General features: G+C 44.2%; 18 protein-coding genes. 6 read left to right on the plus strand and 12 right to left on the minus strand.

Annotated elements, in window-relative coordinates; genetic code table 11:
- Positions 1 to 325 precede the first annotated feature (325 nt).
- The 6 genes from cas7c to ACFPXP_RS10280 form a co-directional block, all read right to left on the minus strand.
- A complete protein-coding gene (gene cas7c / locus ACFPXP_RS10255; RefSeq protein ID WP_379894115.1) occupies positions 326 to 1,237 on the minus strand; it encodes a type I-C CRISPR-associated protein Cas7/Csd2 in 912 nt (303 codons plus the stop codon).
- Positions 1,234 to 3,015: a type I-C CRISPR-associated protein Cas8c/Csd1 gene (gene cas8c, locus ACFPXP_RS10260; protein WP_379894116.1), complete on the minus strand. Its 1,782-nt coding sequence runs from the start codon at positions 3,013 to 3,015 to the stop codon at positions 1,234 to 1,236. The genes cas7c and cas8c overlap by 4 nt, the downstream gene beginning before the upstream one ends.
- Positions 3,012 to 3,749, minus strand: coding sequence for a type I-C CRISPR-associated protein Cas5c (gene cas5c / locus ACFPXP_RS10265; RefSeq protein ID WP_379894117.1), 738 nt, complete (start codon positions 3,747 to 3,749; stop codon positions 3,012 to 3,014). The genes cas8c and cas5c overlap by 4 nt, the downstream gene beginning before the upstream one ends.
- Positions 3,750 to 3,774: 25 nt before the next feature.
- A complete protein-coding gene (locus ACFPXP_RS10270) occupies positions 3,775 to 6,030 on the minus strand; it encodes a CRISPR-associated endonuclease Cas3'' (protein ID WP_379894118.1) in 2,256 nt (751 codons plus the stop codon).
- 91 nt (positions 6,031 to 6,121) lie between these two features.
- Positions 6,122 to 6,520, minus strand: a complete 399-nt coding sequence (locus ACFPXP_RS10275; protein WP_379894119.1) for a hypothetical protein — start codon at positions 6,518 to 6,520, stop codon at positions 6,122 to 6,124.
- 188 nt (positions 6,521 to 6,708) lie between these two features.
- Positions 6,709 to 7,221, minus strand: a complete 513-nt coding sequence (locus ACFPXP_RS10280; protein ID WP_379894120.1) for a DUF6886 family protein — start codon at positions 7,219 to 7,221, stop codon at positions 6,709 to 6,711.
- A 421-nt stretch (positions 7,222 to 7,642) separates the two neighbouring features.
- Between ACFPXP_RS10280 and ACFPXP_RS10285 the strand changes: the two genes are divergently transcribed.
- From ACFPXP_RS10285 to ACFPXP_RS10295, 3 genes are all read left to right on the plus strand, one after another.
- Positions 7,643 to 8,350, plus strand: coding sequence for a dihydropteridine reductase (locus ACFPXP_RS10285; protein WP_379894130.1), 708 nt, complete (start codon positions 7,643 to 7,645; stop codon positions 8,348 to 8,350).
- 252 nt (positions 8,351 to 8,602) lie between these two features.
- Positions 8,603 to 9,004: a 23S rRNA (pseudouridine(1915)-N(3))-methyltransferase RlmH gene (locus ACFPXP_RS10290; RefSeq protein ID WP_379894121.1), complete on the plus strand. Its 402-nt coding sequence runs from the start codon at positions 8,603 to 8,605 to the stop codon at positions 9,002 to 9,004.
- A 36-nt stretch (positions 9,005 to 9,040) separates the two neighbouring features.
- Positions 9,041 to 9,706, plus strand: coding sequence for an RES family NAD+ phosphorylase (locus ACFPXP_RS10295; protein WP_379894122.1), 666 nt, complete (start codon positions 9,041 to 9,043; stop codon positions 9,704 to 9,706).
- A gap of 70 nt (positions 9,707 to 9,776) precedes the next feature.
- Here the strand turns inward: ACFPXP_RS10295 and ACFPXP_RS10300 are convergent, their stop codons facing one another.
- The 3 genes from ACFPXP_RS10300 to dcm all read right to left on the minus strand — a co-directional run bounded on the left by ACFPXP_RS10300 (position 9,777) and on the right by dcm (position 12,752).
- Positions 9,777 to 10,991, minus strand: coding sequence for a type II restriction endonuclease (locus tag ACFPXP_RS10300; protein WP_201317711.1), 1,215 nt, complete (start codon positions 10,989 to 10,991; stop codon positions 9,777 to 9,779).
- A gap of 80 nt (positions 10,992 to 11,071) precedes the next feature.
- Positions 11,072 to 11,479 carry a very short patch repair endonuclease gene (locus ACFPXP_RS10305; protein ID WP_379894123.1) on the minus strand — a complete coding sequence of 136 codons (408 nt, stop codon included), beginning with the start codon at positions 11,477 to 11,479 and terminating at the stop codon, positions 11,072 to 11,074.
- Entirely contained in the window at positions 11,472 to 12,752 is a 1,281-nt protein-coding gene (gene dcm, locus ACFPXP_RS10310; protein ID WP_379894124.1) for a DNA (cytosine-5-)-methyltransferase, read from the minus strand. The genes ACFPXP_RS10305 and dcm overlap by 8 nt, the downstream gene beginning before the upstream one ends.
- A 278-nt stretch (positions 12,753 to 13,030) precedes the next feature.
- Here dcm and ACFPXP_RS10315 point away from each other — a divergent pair, with 278 nt between their 5' ends.
- Positions 13,031 to 13,531 (plus strand): hypothetical protein, encoded by a 501-nt coding sequence (locus ACFPXP_RS10315; RefSeq protein WP_379894125.1) that lies wholly within the window; start codon positions 13,031 to 13,033, stop codon positions 13,529 to 13,531.
- A gap of 310 nt (positions 13,532 to 13,841) precedes the next feature.
- On the opposite strand, the gene ACFPXP_RS10320 is transcribed toward ACFPXP_RS10315, so the two are convergent.
- The 3 genes from ACFPXP_RS10320 to ACFPXP_RS10330 form a co-directional block, all read right to left on the minus strand.
- On the minus strand, positions 13,842 to 14,198 hold the full coding sequence (locus ACFPXP_RS10320; protein ID WP_379894126.1) for a hypothetical protein: 357 nt from the start codon (positions 14,196 to 14,198) through the stop codon (positions 13,842 to 13,844).
- A 99-nt stretch (positions 14,199 to 14,297) separates the two neighbouring features.
- Positions 14,298 to 14,495 carry a hypothetical protein gene (locus ACFPXP_RS10325; RefSeq protein WP_339321789.1) on the minus strand — a complete coding sequence of 66 codons (198 nt, stop codon included), beginning with the start codon at positions 14,493 to 14,495 and terminating at the stop codon, positions 14,298 to 14,300.
- 101 nt (positions 14,496 to 14,596) lie between these two features.
- Positions 14,597 to 16,324: an S-layer homology domain-containing protein gene (locus ACFPXP_RS10330; RefSeq protein WP_379894127.1), complete on the minus strand. Its 1,728-nt coding sequence runs from the start codon at positions 16,322 to 16,324 to the stop codon at positions 14,597 to 14,599.
- A gap of 224 nt (positions 16,325 to 16,548) precedes the next feature.
- On the opposite strand from ACFPXP_RS10330, the gene ACFPXP_RS10335 reads away from it, so the two are divergent.
- Both ACFPXP_RS10335 and ACFPXP_RS10340 read left to right on the plus strand, forming a co-directional pair.
- Entirely contained in the window at positions 16,549 to 16,911 is a 363-nt protein-coding gene (locus ACFPXP_RS10335; RefSeq protein ID WP_379894128.1) for a helix-turn-helix domain-containing protein, read from the plus strand.
- Positions 16,912 to 17,151: 240 nt separating this feature from the next.
- Positions 17,152 to 17,628 carry a hypothetical protein gene (locus ACFPXP_RS10340; RefSeq protein WP_379894129.1) on the plus strand — a complete coding sequence of 159 codons (477 nt, stop codon included), beginning with the start codon at positions 17,152 to 17,154 and terminating at the stop codon, positions 17,626 to 17,628.
- Positions 17,629 to 17,738: the final 110 nt, after the last annotated feature.

Here is a 17,738-nt window from a genome sequence, read left to right on the forward strand (position 1 = left end):
GAAGTCGCTTCAAAAGCAGGGAAAAAGCTTTCCACTCTGATTCAGTGTCAATTACAGCAATGGATCTCTGCTTTACCCAATTACATCAAGGCTTATCTGCCTATTCCAAGCTGCGAAAGTTGAGTTTATAAAATATCGTATTTTGGCAAAAAATTCAATACCTGGAATGCAAATTCGCGTTGGTCTACCCCTATTTCCATGTCTGTCGCGAGATTTTCCAAGAAAAATTGCCGTTATTTATGGTAAGGTTCTACATGACATCTATAGAAAGAAATCAAAGGCTCCATTCGGGTGCCTTAAATTCTCGCGCCCCCCTCAAATGCACTCAACGTTCAATCACTCTTACACTAGACGGGATCGCATCTTGATTAATCGAAATAACGTAGTCTCCATATCCGCGGGCCGGCTTGCTTTGATCCTTCAATTCAGCAGTAACCGCGTCGAATAGAGGTTGTACGGAGATGCTCCCCATCTTGGACGAATGTTCGAATATGATAAGCTTCCGAGTGCTCATCAAGCCGCGCGCCGCTGATCGATCATGCTCAAACATGTTCATAATCGACTCCCACAGCAATTCCAAATCATTTTCAGAAAATCCGGTTTGATTTGCAAACGGGGCAGACACAAATCCATGTGCTCGATACAAGCCATAAGGAATCGTGAACTTTCTTCCCACCGTACGATTACCGCCGCCTTGATTATCGGACTCGGCTTCCGTCGCTACGGCCATTCTCGTAATGCTATGCTCCAACGAAACAACCGGGTGAATAGACCTGGCAAATGTCATCTGTACGGGACCGCGCACTTGTCCGGCATTCGGACCGGTGGACAGAACAGCGCCAAATGTACGAATATCATAAAAATTCTGACACATGAATTGTCTTGCACGGTCAATTTCTTTACCTTGTCCTTGTCCGACCTTATTCCGCTTTTTCCCATCTTCCGGATCGGCTGGCGTTTCATTCAGATCAATACCCAAGCTAATATAAGCTTGTTCAATAGTCCGGTTCAAAATCGACTTTTCTTTCACAAAAATGGAGTATGGCGGAGTATCCTCCATCTTTAAGCTGACATAATTACGAATTTTTCTTTTCAAGCTGACATCCGTCACCAACCCATGACCCGTCTCGGGATCGACTCGCGGCAAGTTACCGGCATCAGGGTCTCCATTCGGATTTCCATCCTGGACGTCAAAGAAAACGACAAAATCATACCGTTTATTCAATGCCTCACTCATGCTTTCCCTTCCTCCTTCAGTTTCGTTCCGTTATCTGTATTTACATCTGCCTTCTTGCTTGTAAACAACTCCTGCCGCTGATGGTAATAACCTAGGGCAAACAAGCCTTGCTCTTGTAGATTGAGGTGGGCTGGGAATTGACTCATCTTACCCATTATTTCTGTGAGTATTTTTTCGAAATTGATCACACGACCTTCATTCTCGAGCTTAGCCAAATGATGATTCTTCAGACGTAGCAAGTTAGCGAAAACCGTGACCGGCGTCGTACAGGCTGCCCCATAGTATCTTTCGCGAATCGTAGCTTTTATTTTCGGATTTGCTTCTTCTTGAATCTTCTCCAGTACTGCAAATAACCTGCCCAGATGATAGCCAATCGACGTTTGATGAATGTCCAATGCTCTTCCGACCTCCTTATAACTTTGATTAGGGTAAAAGCGCAGATATCGATTAAGATAAGCTTTAATCAAGGCGGCTCGAACAGGCGTTACACGATTTTTTGTATCGCTGCGGATGCGACGCAAGGCGGCCTGCAGCAACGTTACCGGATACGGCGTTCCCTCCAATATGGAACGCATGAACTCGCCTACTAGATTGGGAGGGATATTCTCGCTCTTATCTTGCACGGCAACATTGACCAGAATCCTCCAGACCGAATAGTACTCCGGCTCTTTGGGAGACTTGACGATCGCAAAATCCTCAAAATATTGCCTGATTCGGCTCGCAAATTCAAACACGGTTCCGACTTGCCAAAATCGGATGGAGATCCGAGCCATATTAGGGGACAGACCGAGAATATAAAAGCGTGTCCTGTTGCTGTCCTCAACATAACTTCCGGAATGGACGGACTGGAGCAAAGCTTTGATCCTCTCCGTTCCTGCGTCAGGATTATCCTTCAACGGCTCCTCAAAAAACGTAGAAAACTCAGATTCGAAATCATGCTCATTCTCGGCCCAGCAAACAATCGACATATCTCCTGCAAATAGCCTCTGCTTGGATTCAAGCAGCATGTTCAATGCCTTCGTATACTGGGATGTCGCTCTTTTACTGACTGGTGCATTCAAGCTTTGCTTTTTGCCATACGAGATAAAAACCTCTTCATTAAAGCTTACGATACTCGCTCCGGCTGACTGTGCATTTCGTACCCCCTTGATAACGGGGTGCGTAACGGCTGCCGCGACATTCTGCTCTCCTGTGATCAAACAGGTCGCTGTTGCCAATTCGTCTGTCCCATCTGCCTCTCTCTTTAAAGCCGCGACTACTGCAGGGGATTGGAAGACAATTGGATAAGGCGTCTCCATGACTCGAAAACTAACTTTGACGCTACCTGTACCTAGCAGTTCTCCATACTCGGGATGCTTCAATGCCCGTTCAAAATGACTTCGATCTTCCAGCCCCTGCTGAAAAAAAGCGCGAACCGCTGCAACGCCAACATCATCGGATGGCCCCAACCATTGGTCGATTGCATTGATCATGCTTTGCAAATGCAAATCGCCTTTCGGCCCAAGACCAAAAACGAACTTGGCATTATCCCACAGTAAATTAGCGTCCGTTCCGCTGTTGGTATGCTTCAGAGCTTGATTACCGATGTTCGGGAGCTGGAATGGGCGAGGCTGTTTTTTCTTGCCTGTCCCTTCTCTCAAATCCGTAATATCACGAAGCCGGCCTTCCCGATCCAGTTCAAGTAGAAAATCAATCCCGCCTCCAATCCAGCCATCCGCAGCAATTTCTCCAATTGCGGCTTTTCGGTCGTAATATTCCTTCAAAGCAAGCAAGATCATCCTCTCACCTCAATTTCCCGGCGGTCGGTATTCACAACCCCATTCTTCATAAATGCTCGAAAAAACAAAGGAGGCGGGTTTACTGGGTCACGCTCAAAATCCATGTCATACAGCATAAAGCCCAAATCTCTCGTTTCTTGAATAGGCCGCAACAATTCCTGATCCGGATTTTTAATCAGCCGGAAATCACATGCAAACTCCCGACAACCCAGGTATGGTCGGTGAAAGCATTGCCCCTTGCGTGCTCGTCTCTCGAACATAGCCGCGTACTTGGCTTGACTCTCATCTAATCGGACAAATTCTGAGCGTTCCGACTCGTCAGCCCAATGCTCCTGTTCATGCGGGCGATTGTTTACGCGTTCTTCCGGAGGTATGAATTCGAAGTACCCGTGTATACGGTAACGCGTGTCTTTAAGAAATAGACCCGCGCGTTGAATTCGCTCACTCACCGTCATGCCCATCGGTGGACCAGGTAAACCAGCCATTTGTCTGGCCGTCGGGACTGCAGCTTTCTTATCCAGCTCATTTCGGCGCACGCTGATCCATTTAATAGGATTCAGCACTTCAATTTTGGTAACATGCCAGCGTATGGCCGGCTTCCACAGAATCGCTTCAAATATCGCCCGCGCGGCCGAAGGCGTCATGACATCGTAGCTCACTCGCTCTGCCTTCATCTCCGGGCGCGTGTAACAAGCGTAATCACCCCATACCTCCAAACACCAACTATGCAACATATACCCTCCTCTCTTTACTCTACAATCAAGCTGATGATTCAATGAATAATCCTGCATCCTCGGTATAGTGTTTTATAGACGTTAGAGCGAAAACTTTGGGCCAAATTTCTTCTACTGCCTCTTGCCCCTGCAACTCTTCAAATTCTCGACTATACACGTTTACCGTATAACGCTGAAGCTTTCGCATGAGGTAGCGGTCAGGACCGTTCGATCTCAGATCATCGATCAATCTTTGTCCATCTCGGTAGGGGATCAAGACCGTTCTTTGATTGGTCTTATCAATAAGTTCAAATTTTTCCGCCGCCGTTCGAAAAAAAATGCTGCACTCCTTCGGATCATTACGCTGGGGATCAAGCAGTCGCACAATTTCCTTCTCGTCCAACGAGTGAACTCTCCAATACAATTCTTCAAAAAACTTCTCGAAAATAGCAGGGCTAGCGACATCATCAGAAGTTGATGAAGACAAAATGCTTCTTGTCGTGTCTGCTGCTTTGCGTAGAATCCCAATCGGGGCTGGTCTGGGCGGATGGAACACGATGACTTTACCTAGCTCAGGCCGCAGCCTGCCATTCCGATTGCATCGACCAGCTGCTTGCATGATGGAATCCAATCCCGCAAATGCCCGATAGACAATCGGAAAATCCAAATCTACGCCGGCTTCTACCAACTGCGTGCTGATGACTCTGACAGGAACACGATTCTCGGGCTCACTTGTATGATTCTGCTCAAGCTTCTTCTTAATTTCCTTGATCTTGTCACTGAGATTCTGGCCGCACATTAATGCCGATAGATGATAGGTGCCAGCGGGCATTCGAGCGTGCAATTCACGACAGCTTTTTCGATCGGAAACAATACACAACACTTCGCCGGAATGCCTCAATTGATCAGCAATTTCACCCCAATGTTCAACTGTATGTGAGTCGCTTGGAAATTGGATTTCCGTGCGTTTGAGCAAGTCATAAAGCGACCGAACCTCTTCATCCGTCCCGACAATCTCCTTCACCTCTTTAAGGCCTTTAAATAGCCGACCATCCATCATTCGCTCTTTCAAAGCCGGTTGCGTTGCAGTCATCAGAACTATGCTTACGTTGTAACGATCGACAAGCAATTGAAGCGTCTCAAGTATTGGAGCCAGAAATGCCGGCGGAAGCAATTGTACCTCATCCAACACAATGACGGAGTTTGCGATATTATGAAGCTTGCGACAACGGCCTGGCTTCGCCGCAAACAACGATTCAAAAAATTGCACCGAAGTCGTCACAATCAGAGGCGCATCCCAATTTTCCATTGCCAGCCGTGACCTGATGTCTGCTTCATCTTCAACAACGTTAGAATGATGTTCAACCACTTGATCTTTACCGACGGCCTCACGGAACACCTCCACATTCTGTTCGAGGATGCTCATGTAGGAGCTGACATAGATCACTCGGTCATGCTTCCATTTGCAGGCATGCTCTAAAGCGAAGGTCAGTCCGCTTAGCGTTTTGCCACCACCCGTCGGTACTGTCAATGAATAGATGCCTCGCGATCTCTGCGCAGCTTTTATACATTTTTGGAGAATTTCGCCGCGGAGGACATTCACCGAAGTCAGTTCAGCATTCTTCCCCAAATCCTCGTTGTACAACCGTAGACGTTCCTTCAGTGCCTCAACGGGAAGATACTGCCCTCTGTTCAATGCCTTTGCTTGCTTCATATAGGATTCCGTATCGAGGAAGTCAGCATCAACCAAACAAGAGAATAGCATCCGAATCCAAAGCGACATATCAAGTCCGCCTTTGAATTTCCAGGGCGGACGCAAAGGTTTGGACTCCTGCAGCTTTGCTATTAACGAAGGGTCGATCTGTTCAAGTTCCAGATCACTGACTTGCGATTTTCTAAATTGTAATGAGGATTGTCCAGCCCCTTCGACACCGGACCAATCCGGCAGCCCCGTATGGTGACCGGCTATGCAGTAAGCCAGCAAGCGGCCAATGCCCTTGCCATATAGTCGCTCGACCAATTCTGCTCCATGAATGGCATGGGAAATTTTCCCTATATTCGTTTGGTACCGCGCTTCTGGATCGTAACCGCTCTTCACCTTTAAGTATGTAAGCCATTCAGGTCTGCCTTTGCCCGCATCATGTCCCCAGCCTGCAGCTTCGGCCCATTGTTTGGACTGTAATTTGGAGGCAAAGGACCTAGCTATATTTGCTGTTCCTTCAGAATGATTCACTAGATCATGCGGCTCTGCCCAACTACCATCCTCATTTTTTCGCACATGTGCTATGTATTTGATACTCAATAAAGCTTCTCCCTCCCTCAATTATTTACCCAGTTTAGGTGTTAAGATTTAGTATTGTAAAACCACAAGCTAGTCTTAAAAATTTTAAACTCTAGACGATGCCAGAGCGCTTGAGAGCGGCTACAACGGATGGACGGAGCCGCCAGATAAAGTACCCATAGGCATTCTTCTCGCTATTAGGATCACCATCAAGGAGAGCGTTCCAAAAGCGATGTCCGCCTTTTAGGTTCTTCGGTAGCTCTCTGCCAAGTCGTTTGTAGACTTCCCTAGCGATCCGGCGATTCCATGCGGTGACTTTCTGCTGCGATACCCCTCCGAGGGCTTGTCCAATCTCTGTGGCGCTGGATTGATGATCCGGCTGGCTGTATAGATATGCGAGCATTCTTCGGCCATCCTCATTGACGATTAAAGGATCTTTTATCAGAGGCAGCCACTCGTCTTCGGTGAGATGCAATGGATCTTGATGATGCCAAGTGACGGGAACAAACATAGGTAGATTCTCCTTTCAACGAACAGTTGCCGAAGCACTTCTGACTGGAAACATATTATCTCTATCAGTCAATAATATCCCTAAAGGATCTTACAATATCCTCCAATTATTTTAACAGATCACTAACTCAATTGATACCATTTTACTAGAAAAAATAGTAAGTAATACCTACACTTTTACACAGTAAATTACGGTTTTTTTGCATTATTAAATCTATGTATGCCAAATCCTTTGAAGTCGGAAGCCAGTATCGCTTCTCTAAGTGGATTTAAATTTGTTGTGAATCTCAATTCAATTCCCTTTCGGATTAAACTCTCTATCAGATTATCATATTTTTCTATTGATTTAGGTTTCACTATTTGACGAGAGATAAAATATCCAGCAGTCTTATCAAAAAGCTCGAACCCCTCATCATTAAAGCAATATCTAAATATGGTCTGCTTTGAAATCCTTGTATACCAGTCACTTTCTACTGTCACTATGGTATTAGCAATTGTATTGTTAAAGAAAAGTTGTAAATGTTCGTCCGTTGTCGCTTCGTCTCTTCTACACACAATACGGGGACAATCCCTAGGGAAATAGTATGTAAACTCATGTTCTTCATCAATTGCCCAAACTACTGCAGGAAAATCGAGACGATTTTGTTTCTCTTTAGGCACGAATGTTTCGATGCTATTATCTTCACTAAAGTGAAAAAGCATGTAAGTCCTCCTTAGTTTTATTTTCCGTTTATATTCCAACCGACTGCGAAAGAAGTTTCTTCACATCTACGGTGTACTGTGTAATTTCCCAAATTGATGGAAATCACTCCAGCCGAACAGCAAAAAGCGATATTGCATCAGTTGGTATCCGAGATTACGATCAATCGCTCCAATATGTTTCAAGAAAGAAGCATCATGGACATTCAGTTGTTCTTCGATGCTTCTCAAAATACCGACTATGTGCTTACTTTTGGTACGGTTCTCCGTAACGGGACTAACGGCGAAAAACAGACATCCTTTACCAAGGAACGTCCTGTTTTTCTTTTGGCTTCATTCTTTCTACTTAATTGAGAATTATTATCATTTGTTGTATAATGTGACCATAACGAAAAATATCATGGAGTAAGGAGAATGTATAGTGGTGCAAATATACTGGACTAAAATAAATAAGATTATTCAAGAAACGCCTGAGATTCGAACGTATCTGCTCGAACGTCCGGAAGACTTTACATGGGTAGAAGGTTCCCACACTCACTTTGCATTAGAAGGTTTCAATGCCGGAGATAAACCAAATCGCAGCCTGATTCGCCATATGTCCATCTCCACTTTACCGCACGAAAATGCAATCGGTATTACAACACGCATCAGAGAGCAGTGCTCTGAGTTTAAAGCGATTCTAAGAAATCTAGGAGTCGGCGATGAAGTTGCAATATTTAAAACCCATTCGAATGTACCGCTTAACAGAGAAGACAAAAATGTTTACTTGCTGTCATCCGGCGTCGGCCTGGCAACCTTCAGACCGCTTGTGCTTGATTATTTGGAGCGTCCTGATCACATCAATCAAATTCATTCCCTGAACATCGATTCATCAAAGAATTTCTTATTCACTGACATTTTTAAATCCGCACCTGACAAGAAGTTCACAGCACAGTTCGCCGATAACCGTAAAGACTACTATGAAGAAGTAAAGAAGCTTGCCGCAGACAAGGATGGACTCTTCTATATTGTCGGCAGCGACGAGTTCCTCCTGCAGAACATTGAAGTACTGCGTGAGCGAGGCATCAAGCCAGAACAGATGATGCTCGACAAGCATGAACAACAACTGCCTAACTTTTTATCATTTGAATAGATGCTCCATTTTTAGCCCAATCCTCTGCTTTACCACTACTTATGATAAGGTTCTCCGTATCTATTGATAGGGTAAACCCGGATGACATTTTTGCATCCTCAAAGTAACAAGTAAAGCCGCGGCAGTTAGATGGTTTCTTTTGTTTCAATTTTTCAATGTCTTGTCTCCCATGATATACTTAAAAATATTAAGAGCCAGTCAAAAGCTGGCTCACTCTTTTATTGCATTTATCTTGAATATTGAGGTATAACAATGAAAATCAAAGTGTACGCCATTGGTGAGAAATTGGAAAAGTTCTATCTGGAAGCTATTAAAGAATATGAGAAACGGTTGAGCCGATACTGCAATATTGAACTGATTTATTTGAAGAAAGAAGATCAACTCCAAAAGAAACTCAATCCAAATTCCTACGTGATCGTTGTCTCCATCGCTGGAAAAACTATTTCTTCTGAGGAACTTGCATCAACAATAGATCATTGGGCGTCCTCAGGGTTGTCTGATGTTTCTGTTCTTATCGGTGCAACCCGACCAAAATGTAATGAATCTCTTACTTTCAGCCAGATGGAGATGGATTTTGGACTACAAACCTTAATTGTGTTTGAGCAGATTTATCGGGCCTATCGAATAATTAATAACCATCCTTATCACAAGTAATCTGTAAAATCATTTAAACTTAGGAGGCAACAACAAATGAATTCCGATACAGCAGGAAGCATTTATGTAACGACACCTACAGGATTTTCAAGCCAGCTTGATAAGCTCCAAGATACTCTGAATAATAAACGTTTCTTCATTAATCCGGAACTGGATATTTTCAAATATATTGATGGCCTATACACAGCGACTATAAATCAGGAGGATTGCTTTTATAGGGCTAGGGTCGGAGATTATAAAGAGGTTAAAGATTTGCATGCCGCTCCAAAAGAAAAAAATCACTTCGGCAGGTTTCATCCTAAAGGCTTCTCTTATCTGTACGCGGCCAGTGAGATTAAAACAGCAGTGGCGGAGGTCAGGCCATGGCAAACTATTGTGACAATAGCCGAATGCAAGGCTAAAACAGAGCTGACCTTGCTTGATTTCACACGTAGAAATGAAAAACTTGAAAACTCCGATATGGACTATAGAACAACGCTTGATAACGAATTTTCAAAACCAATTAATCCAAATACTTCTGAGTCAGATTATCTCCTTACTCAAATTATTGCTGAGTATATTAAAAATAAAGGGATCGCCGGGATTAAGTACAGTAGTTCTGTGAATGATGATGGGTACAATATTGTAGTTTTTGATCCAAAAGTATTCGACATTAAAATTATGAAACAAGTCAACGTCAGTAAAATTCTCTATGAGTTCTAATTTCAAACTCAATGCAAACAGAAAGTGGGTACTCAAACTAACTTCATGTTAAGTACCCACTTTTAATTTATTATTGCCGTTCCTTCGCCAATTGTATAAACGAGCTCAAATCCATCAGCCAGCTTTGCTGACGAGGTTTATAGGTGTCGTGTAAACGCTTCGGCAACACCAGTTGCAAGTGATTGGCCTGCATCTCGTCTGTCTGGTTTTCGCTGATGCCGGGTTCGAGCGTAAAGAGATGCTTGTTCTGAATCCGATGAGCTTCAGCCAGAACCTGACGCCATCTGTCTTTACATGTTGACTTGACTCCCAGCATGGTTAATCTGGACTCGGGAAACGTCAGGTCGCGGTAGTAATCTATATGCGGGAACAAGAAATCCGGCTTGGATTTATATTCCGTCACTTGTGTTCGTGAGTAAGTGAGATTATGGGCCTTGAAAATCTCCTCCAAGTGGTTTTCAAGTGCATAACCAACCCGGGATTTTCTCCGGTTATGAACACTGAGAGAAAATTGGATAAAGCCCTCAACATCAGTAGTACCATCATCCCGAAATCCGGCTTCGAGCCGCCTTGCGACCATATGGCGTTCAAGACGCTTAAAAAGCTTTTCTTCCTGTTCAATCCACTTTAATAATGTTTGATCTGGCTCCTCAATCGGGGAGACATCCTTTAGCGTCTTTCGAGCCAGCGTCGAGAATACTGATGTGCTTGGGAACCCTGAATCTATGAACGGTTCAATTATACTGTCCAGATAACTACCATCCGGGTCTGAAACTTCAATACCCAGTTCCTCTAAGATATAGCGAACAACAAAATCAACTTCTGGGTCATTATCCTCTTCAAAGGATTGATACGTGAATTGTTTGTCTATCAATTGAACGTCGAATAACCACAACAATTGATTCTCGAATGTGCTCTCTTCAGGTACAACAATTATATAAATCTCGTCATCGGGTCTTTTAGCAACAATAAGAAGGTCGCCTTCTTTGGCCACATCCATTACAGGGTTGCTATTAAAATAAAGCCTGTACTCGGCAGATCGATGTGTTTGCCTCTTTCTTGAGTCGTACCATGTTACTCTTCCTTCAGAAGTAATACCCTCGTTTTCACCGGATAACCACAAAAATCGGGCCGTGCTCGTTCTTTCCCCATCACCCAACAGATTCCTCAAAAGCCTGACACCGTTGAACTCATGCTGGTTGGATTTGGAACGATTTGCCTCTACGGCAGTGAGCCGCTTTATTGCCACCCCTTCAAAATATTGCGAAAGAAAGCCTCTCTTCATTCGATAACACCCTCACAAATCATGGTTTGTCAGCATTGCCCACCAATCTCTATAGATGTCATATCCGTCGTCTGCAACCACTAGGCACATAGTTCTATTACTTCTTCGCTATTGATGCAGTATTTTCCTTTTAATGAACATTCCCATACAATTCCGACTCTCCAGCCCATCTCCCGAAGCCGAGCCAAGTTCTCCCTGTCCACTTCCATGTTTCGGTTGATCTTGTTGTGCCAGAACTCCTCATTTGATGATGGCCACTTGAACAGATGACAGGAATGGCCGTGCCAGAAACAGCCGTTAGCAAAAATGACCGCCTTGTACCGGGGAAAGACCATGTCTGGCTTCCCCGGCAAGCTTCGGTCATGAAGTCGATATCTGAATCCCAGCTTGTGAAGTCCTTTTCTCAGAATCATTTCCGGCTTCGTATCCTTACTCTTGATCCCGGCCATCATCCGGCTTCTGGTTTCAGGTGAAACGATGTCAGACATATGCTTCAACCTTTTCAAAAAGCATTTGAACCTGATCTGCATCCTTGGTTGCTCTCATCGCTTTAAAGATGTACGGAAGCATATGTGAAGCCACAGCCTCAACAACAGGCACTGCAACAGAGTTCCCGAATTGCTTGTATGACTGTGTATCCGAAACGGGGATTACAAATGGTTTGTGACCCGTTTTGTCAAATCCCATCAACCTTGCACATTCACGAGGAGTTAACCGCCGCGGATTCTTGCCTTCCTGTCTGATCAGTATTTCCGATCCGTCCTTGTAATAACGTGCAGACAGGGTGCGGGCGACGTCATCTGGACCGAATAATCCATATCCAAAGCCATTTCCTTTTGCTCTGTGCTTCTCCGCATAGTTCTGAAGGTACTCCCACAGCCTGTCACTCAGCGTATACTTGTCAGCAACCCTGCCTTCAGGAGCTTCAGTATACGGAGATTCAGGTGCTTCTGATCCGTCTTCCTTATGCAAGATCGAGCCGAGTTTTGGCCCCGATTGAGGTAGCTTCATATTATCAAAAGCAAACCCGACATCATCCCGAAATCCTACTATAAAGATACGTTCCCGATGCTGGGGAACAAAATGTTTCGCATCAATCACCCGAAAGTCTACATGATATCCAAGTTCTTCTTTTAATGTAGCCATGATTACCTTGAAGGTATTACCCTTGTCATGGCTAACCAGATTCTTTACATTTTCAAGCAGAAATGCCTTGGGTCTGTGGCGTTCTATCATTTGTGCTACGTCAAAAAAAAGCGTACCCTGTGTAGCATCATGAAACCCGTGAGGACGACCCAAAGACTTTTTCTTTGACACTCCGGCAATGGAGAAAGGTTGACACGGGAACCCTGCAACGAGCACGTCATATTGGGGCATGTTGTCCAGATCAACATCGCGAATATCACCATTTATCGGATGATCGCAGTTGTAGTTGGCTTGATAGGTTTTTCTGCATGCCAAGTCCCACTCACTGGTAAATACACACTTGCCACCGATTGATTCAAAAGCCTTTCGCAAACCGCCAATACCTGCAAACAGATCAATAAATCTGAAGTTGAAGTCATTATCCGGCTGACGTCCTGAACGTACATTATAGATGCTTTTTAGTTCTCTAAGCAGATTTTCATCAGGCAGTGACTCACCCTTCTCCCAGCGATAAATTGTTCGTTCACTTTTTCCGAGTAATTCAGAAACTTCCTTTACTGAGAATCCTGTCTTCTCTCTTATGTAAGCAAATTCCGTATCCTTGAATGTTTTCATAATTTAATAGGCCTCCCTGTCAAAAATATTCCCAGGGGGAACGTTTTTGACATAAGAATATCATAAACGAACACATTTTCGCAAACTATATTTTGAACGCAGGTCTTAAGACCCTCTTGCAACAGGATAAATATGACTTTCCGCCTTGTTCAGTATCAAAATTCTGGAATTTTGGACCGATATTTATAATAAACACACTTCCAAGAATAGCTGGCTGGCAGATAGAGTTATACGAAAAACAAAACCGGATTACTATCGATTAGCAAGGGGGCTATTAAATGGACTTTTTATCTCTGTATTTCAAAGGTGTTGCCGCAAAAATACTAAGTTCCGTTGAAATCAATAAGTGGAATAGCAATCAGCATGAGTTTCATGGGGTAAGAGTTTTGAAAAATATCTTCGGGTTGAAAAGACAGTATTTTAATGCGAGATTCATTTATGTAGACAAACAGGGAAAAATGATTCAGGATACAGGAAGTTTAACTTGGTATGATGCGAGGGAATATGACCCTTACAGAACAGAACACCGGTTATACTATACTGAATCTAATGCTATTAATTTCGCTCAAGAGAATGACTTAATGGTCGTTGGATTAAGAAGCGACAATACTGTTCTGGTCGTCATTGCAAATAGAGAAAGCGAGTTTTGCGAAAAATTGAAATTTCTTTTTGGGGTTAACCATGTTAGCACTGAATATAAGTCAGTTAATCCGGAGAACAAAGAAGTTACGAGTAATGACATTGATACCTTACTGAAGATTGGAATTGCATTATTATAAGTCCCTTTTCAAGACAAGCCAGCCTGATATACTCAGGTTGGCTTCGTAGTATATATAGAATGCAATTTCAAAATGTAACGTGAATTGGGAGTGAATTTAATTAAATGTCCGTTCTCCGGCTCGGTACCATCTAATACTGGCATAATTCCCGAAAAATCAGTCGGGAACCCCTGCTTTATACTGATAATGCCCTTCTACTGGCAAGTCAATATTCTATATATCGTTAAAATAGAAAAATTGTAACGTTGCATGAATATAACAAGCCGAATCAAAGAACTGGCAGCTAACATTCAGAATCATTCACAACTATCTACATCCACCCTCTTTTATGTGCATACCATCCGAACCAAATGATTCCGGCAAGCATTATCGTGAGGAACGGAGTTTCCTTTAGACAGTGGAGAACAAACCGAATAAGGTAGTACGCAAACCATAAGCCGATGATATACAGCGGCCATGTATAGATGTGTTCATACCAAAACGATCCGACCCCCAGCCGTGGTTTAAGCCAATAGATACCGACCGGATAGAGAGCCACCATCACCATGATCAGCAGACATCCGATACTTCCGACGGTATCCTTGGGCCGCTTAGGCTTATGACCGAACAACTTATGCAATCCCGCTTTTATTGCTTCCCCTAAAAACAATTCGATGAGCTTATCCAATGGTATATCCCGCCTCCCGGCTAAGTCCTTTAATACAGACAAAAGCGGAAAGAACAGATTCGTCCTCTCCGCCGCGATGCTTCTGTCAACATAATCACTTCAGTATCCGTATCCTCCGCGAATACGGTCTTCCATATGCGTAGCCTGAGTCAATAACAGGCATGCAACAATGAACAAAGCAACGCCGATCCAGATATGCTTTCCCCTCTTTTTCGAGATTGCGGTAATCGTGTAGACAATGCTGCTCACTTGAATAATTGCTCCTACGATTTTCAATAACAATGCCGTTGTTGCCATAAATAAGACCTTCCTTCTTATAGCAGCGTCATCCGCACTCTCACTCTTATTAGTGATTATGTGGATAGATAAAAAATCAACACCCCCGCTGACGGCGGTTTTTACAAATTGATTCTGCGGATGGACTTGCTGTCGCCATCGTAGAAAATGACATTGCCGTTGTTGTCAAAGCTCAACAGCTTCATTTTCTTGATCGGTTTACCATCCTTGTATTTCAAATTGCTCTCGTCAACGAAGGTAATCATATTACCGCCCGCTCCCATCTCATACACTGTTCCTGCATTCGTCATATACAGCTTGCCATTGTTCGCGGCTACGCTGTCAAAACGAATATCTTCATATTCAGATACCTTGTCCACCTTTACCGGAAACAGTTGCAGGCTGTACATTTTACTCCGTCCAAACACATACAAGTTGTTGTTTGTCGCGAATGCCCCGGCAACTGGAGCGTAGCCGTAGTAATCAGACAGATCAATTGTACTGTAGTCCGTGCTGCTGGCTACCCGTTCTACCTGAGTCTGATTAAGCTGGCCCTCATACACATGCGATTCATGGGTGCCTGTGACCCCGTACAGAACGCTCTTGGAATCAGGAAATGTGATGAAGTCATAGAACCGGGCTTCCTCATGGTTCAGGTCATATGTTACTACACTGACGCCAGATGTGATGTCGTAGATGATGGAACGAGCCGACACCTTCGCGGCAAGGTACAGCTTGTTGTTTGCATTGTTGTAAGCCAGCTTCATCGGTGTCAGACTTTTGTAGTCAAAGTGCTTGTTCTGCCCATTGGAATCCTTGTAATCCCAGTTGAAGTCTTTATCAATGGCTTTGTAGGTTTCTACAGTTCCATTAGAGTTGTTGAATTTACGAATCTTCATCTTCTGGCTGTCCAGAAAGTAGATGTTATTGTCCTTGTCGACAACCATGCTGTCGATCTGATTGATCTTGGCCATCCGTACAGGCCCGTCTACATCACCTGCACCTGATCCGCCAACAAGCGTTTCTACACTGAATTTCTCTGCTTGTGACGGCTGTTGCGGTTCGGTAGATGGTGATGAACCCGTTCCTGATGGATCTAGTTTTGTTGCCGGAAACGTTGGTGAGGTAGTCGACGGATTGCCGCCCCCGACTTCTTTATTGTCATTTCCATATTGGTACGCCCTCCAGATCATCACTGTAGCTTCAGCACGAGTAACAGTTGCTTGCGGACGGAATGTTTCATCGGGGAATCCGGAGACCAATCCATTCTCGACTGCGATGGCTACGTAATTTTTGGCGGACTCGGATATGCCGTTGTAATCTCTAAACATCGCTTGAATAGTGCTTTGATCTGGCAAGCGGCTCATATCGTATCCTTTTAACTTGACGAGGGCTACTGTGATATCTTCACGCATGGCAGGTGCAGAAGGATTGAAAATGTACTGACCGTTTGCCGTACGATACCCGCTCATGTAGTCCTTAACAGCTTCTGCAAACGGTGATGCCCAGTTTGTAGCCGGAATATCGGAAAATGACGAATAATTCACCTTGTTTGGTTGAATACCCGAAGCCGTTACCATGATCTTTGCGAATTCAGCCCGAGTGATGGTGTTCTCTGGACGGAACTTGTGATCTGGATAGCCGTCAAGCACTTTCCGATTGACCATTTCAGCTATGTACTTGTAAGCCCAATGCGTTGCCGGAAGGTCTGTAAATGACACTGATGGTGTCTTATCCGGTGCATTCTGCCATTCTTCGCCGTACTCAGGCAGTGCTGCCGATGCTGTTCCAAGCATGCTGAACATTAAAAGTGCTGTAATGATTAGCGATGTCATTCTCTTCATTGACATGGTTTGTTTCTCCTTTCGATGCGGATGGATATTTTCTGATTCCCTTTGGATGATTTTTTGCCTCTGGTTTAGCGACACCTCCCATTGGTGAAATTTGTAGAATTCTGGCAGTAGCCAGTCAGGGCTATTATACAGTTATTTAACTTTTATGTGTAGTTCAAATGTCACTATGATAGGATAATCGTCTCCGTCGCCCTCTACTAATCTGAAGTAGGGGTGACGTAATGGTAGAATTCAAACAATTGGTTGGGGATCAAATCCGCAACATCCGAAAGCTTAGAGGGCTGACGCAAGAGCTGTTGGCGGAGCAATCCGGCCTAAGCTATAGCTATATAAGCGACGTGGAAAGAGGAACCCGTAATATATCACTGGAATCGCTGGGCAAGATCATTGCAGCACTCGGAATCAAGCCTGCCGAGCTATTTGAGATTGCAGATGGCAATGCAAAGCATCCTGATGCAGATGAGATTCAGAATAAGATCAGGGCTTTGAACACATTAATAGCTGATCGTAGCGTAGATGAGGTCAATTTCGTGCTTACAATGGCCCGCGAATTCCTGAACGCTATGGATCGCAAAGGACGTTAAAAGAAGACTGCATTCGATAAAAAAGGCCCAATAGGGGGAAAAATCACATATATTTTCCGGGGATACCACCCTGCATTATTTGCGAGGGGGTGGCCTGCCGTTTCATGCCCCACCCCTGTTGTACGAAAGACTTGGTATCAGTCGCTTGCCGACAGTGATCCAAGTCTTTTTTCGTTTTGAAACCCGGATTGTTGATTCTCGTAGACAATCACCATAACCGAATGAAAGGATTGCTGTTGAATGAATCAGATCGGAGAGCAGTTACAGGTGATGTATTTGGAATACTGGAACCGGTTGAAAGGAGCACTTGCAGATGGGAACGTTAACCTGCATAGCTTATCTAATCCGTTTCTGATCGATGCGGATGAGCCTTATCAAGAGGCTTCGATCAAAGTACTATTTGTTGGGAAGGAAACAAACGGTTGGGGACAATATATTGATCACGTAGATCGAGAACCGGAGGAGGCAATTTGCGACTTACAGAACGATTACATCCGGTTCAGGCGGGATGGTAAATGGGGACATACACCTTTCTGGAGAGCATGCAGAATCATCTATGATAAGCTAAATACCGGCGGCCCTAAAGACGGTTATATGACCAGCAATCTAATCAAGCTCGATCAGAACAGGACAAGACCCTCACCCGAAGTTGAAGAGATTATCTGCAACAATTTCCCGTTGCTACCTTATGAGATTAAGATACTTAGGGCTTGCTGAACGAAACATTAGAGAGCAAATTGTCTGTAGGCGGTACGTTTCAGCAGCATGTTGAGAATGAGGACAAAAAGAAGCCGCAAGCGGCGTTCCAGGTTCATCACGAGGAACTG

The sequence above is a fragment of the Marinicrinis lubricantis genome (assembly GCF_042658665.1).
GTDB classification, from domain to species: Bacteria; Bacillota; Bacilli; order Paenibacillales; family KCTC-33676; genus Marinicrinis; species Marinicrinis lubricantis.

Excerpts from the sequence above, each read along its gene's own strand:
- dcm (WP_379894124.1), bottom strand. The coding sequence starts at position 12,752 with ATGAAAACATTCAAGGATACGGAATTTGCTTACATAAGAGAGAAGACA.
- ACFPXP_RS10295 (WP_379894122.1), top strand. The coding sequence starts at position 9,041 with ATGAATTCCGATACAGCAGGAAGCATTTATGTAACGACACCTACAGGA.
- cas5c (WP_379894117.1), bottom strand. The coding sequence starts at position 3,749 with ATGTTGCATAGTTGGTGTTTGGAGGTATGGGGTGATTACGCTTGTTAC.
- ACFPXP_RS10305 (WP_379894123.1), bottom strand. The coding sequence starts at position 11,479 with ATGTCTGACATCGTTTCACCTGAAACCAGAAGCCGGATGATGGCCGGG.
- ACFPXP_RS10330 (WP_379894127.1), bottom strand. The coding sequence starts at position 16,324 with ATGTCAATGAAGAGAATGACATCGCTAATCATTACAGCACTTTTAATG.
- ACFPXP_RS10325 (WP_339321789.1), bottom strand. The coding sequence starts at position 14,495 with ATGGCAACAACGGCATTGTTATTGAAAATCGTAGGAGCAATTATTCAA.
- ACFPXP_RS10280 (WP_379894120.1), bottom strand. The coding sequence starts at position 7,221 with ATGCTTTTTCACTTTAGTGAAGATAATAGCATCGAAACATTCGTGCCT.
- ACFPXP_RS10300 (WP_201317711.1), bottom strand. The coding sequence starts at position 10,991 with ATGAAGAGAGGCTTTCTTTCGCAATATTTTGAAGGGGTGGCAATAAAG.
- cas7c (WP_379894115.1), bottom strand. The coding sequence starts at position 1,237 with ATGAGTGAGGCATTGAATAAACGGTATGATTTTGTCGTTTTCTTTGAC.
- ACFPXP_RS10335 (WP_379894128.1), top strand. The coding sequence starts at position 16,549 with ATGGTAGAATTCAAACAATTGGTTGGGGATCAAATCCGCAACATCCGA.
- ACFPXP_RS10275 (WP_379894119.1), bottom strand. The coding sequence starts at position 6,520 with ATGTTTGTTCCCGTCACTTGGCATCATCAAGATCCATTGCATCTCACC.
- ACFPXP_RS10315 (WP_379894125.1), top strand. The coding sequence starts at position 13,031 with ATGGACTTTTTATCTCTGTATTTCAAAGGTGTTGCCGCAAAAATACTA.
- ACFPXP_RS10290 (WP_379894121.1), top strand. The coding sequence starts at position 8,603 with ATGAAAATCAAAGTGTACGCCATTGGTGAGAAATTGGAAAAGTTCTAT.
- cas8c (WP_379894116.1), bottom strand. The coding sequence starts at position 3,015 with ATGATCTTGCTTGCTTTGAAGGAATATTACGACCGAAAAGCCGCAATT.
- ACFPXP_RS10340 (WP_379894129.1), top strand. The coding sequence starts at position 17,152 with ATGAATCAGATCGGAGAGCAGTTACAGGTGATGTATTTGGAATACTGG.